Annotated in this window: 3 protein-coding genes and 1 pseudogene; all 4 read left to right on the forward strand. The window is 46.3% G+C overall.

The window, feature by feature from the left end; translation table 11 throughout:
• The coding region (locus Q1M25_RS09010) for a DUF1415 domain-containing protein (RefSeq protein ID WP_300483952.1) at positions 1–581 on the forward strand (581 nt) is incomplete at its 5' end.
• Between the two features lie 13 nt (positions 582–594).
• A complete protein-coding gene (locus Q1M25_RS09015; RefSeq protein ID WP_300483954.1) occupies positions 595–954 on the forward strand; it encodes a YbaN family protein in 360 nt (119 codons plus the stop codon).
• Positions 955–1,394: 440 nt separating this feature from the next.
• On the forward strand, positions 1,395–2,813 hold the full coding sequence (locus tag Q1M25_RS09020) for a sodium:proton antiporter (RefSeq protein ID WP_300483956.1): 1,419 nt from the start codon (positions 1,395–1,397) through the stop codon (positions 2,811–2,813).
• 337 nt (positions 2,814–3,150) lie between these two features.
• Positions 3,151–3,440: pseudogene (locus Q1M25_RS09025) on the forward strand (NADH:ubiquinone reductase (Na(+)-transporting) subunit A); the annotation flags it as partial.

Consider the following 3,440-nt stretch of genomic DNA (forward strand, 5'->3'; position numbering starts at 1 on the left):
ATCTCGATACCAATACTGTTTCCGAACATACCAAACAATGGCTGGAAAAAGCCGTTATCGGCCTGAATCTCTGCCCGTTTGCCAAAGCGCCGCACGTTAAAAACCTGGTTCGCATCGTTGTCAGCGAAGCCCGTCATTTGGACGGTTTTCTTGAAGACTTGGATCGTGAATTGCAGCTTCTGGGCAATACACCTGCTTCGGAATTGGAAACCACTTTACTGGTTCATCCGACGCTGTTCCCTGATTTTGAAACCTTCAACCAAATGTTGGAAATCGCCGATGATGCGGTTGTAGAAAACGAATTGGAAGGCATTGTCCAAATTGCGCCGTTCCATCCTGATTTTCAATTTGAAGGCACAGAAGCCGACGACATCAGCAACTACACCAACCGCTCGCCCTACCCGACTTTACACCTGATTCGTGAAGACAGCATTGCCAAAGCGGCTGAAGCATTTCCCGATGCCTCGGCAATTTTCGACCGCAATATCGCACTACTGGAAAAAATGGGACATGAAGGTTGGGATAAGTTAGACATTCCGCGTTGTCCATTCCCGCATCACAAGCCGTCTGAAAACAACTAATTGGTGATGGAAGATGATTCGTCATCTATTGATTTTTTGCGGCGCATTGTCGCTTGTCTTGGGTATTATCGGCATTTTCCTGCCATTTCTGCCGACCACGCCTTTTATTTTATTGACCGCTACTTGCTGGGCACAGGCTTCGCCACGCTTTCACAATTGGCTCTATCATCACCGCTATTTCGGCCCCATCATACAAAATTGGGAAAACAACGGTGCCGTGCCGCGCAAGGCAAAGTTTTTCGCTATCGGCATGATGACCTTTTCTTGCCTGTTGATGTTTTGGCGGTTTCCGGAACGCTGGTGGATCGGTGTCATATCGTCAATCTGTTGCAGCTGCGTGGCCGTGTGGATGTGGCTGCGGCCGGAAGCATAAAATAAAGCAGGTAGGCATTTTAGCTTACCTGTTTTTGTTTTCATACCCAATTTATCTGTCAAAACAATCAGTAATACCTAAAACACCCTATTCGACCCTCATTTTTCAGACGGCCTCCATTTATTCAATTAAATGTAAATTTTAGCTAAAATTAATCTAAAGTGTTTTTTTGATAGGATTATTATTAAAAATTCAAACCCCTGTTTCAAAACCACTTTTCTACTACTTTCGACTACTTCCCTCCCTTGTATTTCTTTATTTGTATCAACATTTCTTTTGATTCCAATATTCTAAACCGTCCCTTAACACTTGCTTTGCGTTATACTTTCCCCTGACACAACCGCGCAGTTCGTCTGGATATTTCAGACGGCCTGAATATTTCACCGCCGTACTTTCTCAACAAAGTTCCTAACGGCGCAACAGAATAAAAAGGAAATACTATGCGCTACCTCTCGTTTTTACTGCTGCTTGCCGCCTTCCCGGCAGCGGCATCCGATTTTGACGGCTCGTCCGCCAGCCTGCTTTGGGGTCTGCCGTTTGCCCTGATTCTCTTGTCTATCGCACTCGGACCTCTGTTTTTCTCCCGTATTTGGCACCACCACTTCGGAAAAATTACAGCGTTTTGGACGCTGCTGTTTTTAACGCCGTTTATCGTAACCTTTGGTTTCAGCGCCGGCGTACATACCGTTGCCCATGCATTGGTTGAAGAATATATCCCCTTTATCCTGCTGCTTTTGGCGCTTTATACCATTTCAGGCGGTATTTTTGTCAGCGGCGATTTGCATGGTTCGCCTAAATTGAACACAATCCTGTTGGCAGTCGGTACGGCTTTGTCTTCCATCATGGGGACGACAGGCGCGGCTATGTTGATGATTCGTCCGCTTTTGAAAGCCAACCATAAACGCCACTACCGCGTTCACATTGTGATTTTCTTCATTTTCTTGGTGGCAAATATCGGCGGCGGTCTGACTCCTTTAGGCGATCCTCCTCTGTTCTTAGGATTCCTGAAAGGCGTAGATTTTATGTGGACGGTCAAACACATGCTGATGCCTGTATTGATCAGTTCTGTGATTTTGCTGGCCGTTTTCTACATCATCGACAGCCGACACTTCAAGCGTGAACAAAGCGAACACCTCGCTCCCGCTCCTTCCGATAAAGAAGAAAAAGTCAAAATTTACGGCAAATGGAATTTCCTGTTACTGGCCGGCGTAGTCGGCGCAGTTTTGCTCTCCGGCCTGTGGCAGCCGAATCATCCGGGTTTCGAGATTTTGGGCAGCCACTATGCACTGCAAAACTTGGCACGCGATGGTATTTTGCTGGCTCTGACCGCCGTATCTTGGATTATTACGCCCAAACAGGTACGCGCAGGTAATGAGTTCAACTTCGAGCCGATTGCCGAAGTGGGCAAACTGTTTTTGGGTATTTTCATTACCATTTCGCCTGTTTTGGCGATTTTGAAAGCCGGTGAAACAGGCGCATTGGCTTCCGTTGTTTCGTTGGTTCACGACGCGGCAGGCAACCCGATTAATGTGATGTATTTCTGGATGAGCGGCATTTTGTCGGCATTCTTGGATAACGCGCCGACTTATTTGGTGTTCTTCAATATGGCCGGTGGCGATGCCCAAGCCTTGATGACAGGCCACCTGTTCCATTCGCTGCTGGCAGTATCCATGGGTTCCGTATTTATGGGCGCGCTCACTTATATCGGTAATGCGCCGAACTTCATGGTCAAAGCCATTGCCGAACAACGCGGCGTACCAATGCCTTCCTTCTTCGGCTATATGGCATGGTCGGTGATTGTATTGGTACCGCTGTTTGCCCTGCATACGATGATTTTCTTCGTTTGGCAGCTCTTTTAAACTTAGAGGCCGTCTGAAATTCAGACGGCCTTTTATTTTCAGCTATATCATCAAACATAGCGTTTAAATATCAATCAGTTAAAAATTATTTCCCTTAACACTCGATTACACATTCCTACTTTTTTCCCACTTTTCCCGTAAAAATAAGCGTAAAACTGACATAAAGCAGCCTATACCTGATAAAATCTAAAGCTTTATTGTTTGCGTTTATTCGTTGTTTTTATAGCAAACCTCTGCTTTTTTCAGACGGCCTATCCTTTGTTTCAAAGCATTACATGCCGTCTGAAAAAACAATCCGACATCCGAATCTCAACCCACCAAAAAGTAACGCATCCTTATGATTAAGATAAAAAAAGGCTTAGACCTGCCTATCGCGGGCAGACCGGAGCAAGTCATTTATGACGGCCCGGCCATTACCGAAGTCGCGTTGCTTGGCGAAGAATATGTCGGCATGCGCCCCTCGATGAAAATCAAGGAAGGCGAAGCCGTCAAAAAAGGCCAAGTGCTGTTTGAAGACAAAAAGAATCCGGGCGTAGTATTTACTGCTCCGGCTTCAGGCAAAATCGCCGCGATTCACCGTGGCGAAAAGCGCGTACTTCAGTCAGTCGTGATTGCCGTTGAAGGCAA

Origin of the sequence: uncultured Neisseria sp. (assembly GCF_951230505.1) — a bacterium.
Lineage (GTDB): Bacteria > Pseudomonadota > Gammaproteobacteria > Burkholderiales > Neisseriaceae > Neisseria.

Bases quoted from the DNA above. Each gene is read 5' to 3' on its own strand.
- Q1M25_RS09020 (WP_300483956.1), top strand. From the start codon at position 1,395: ATGCGCTACCTCTCGTTTTTACTGCTGCTTGCCGCCTTCCCGGCAGCG.
- Q1M25_RS09015 (WP_300483954.1), top strand. From the start codon at position 595: ATGATTCGTCATCTATTGATTTTTTGCGGCGCATTGTCGCTTGTCTTG.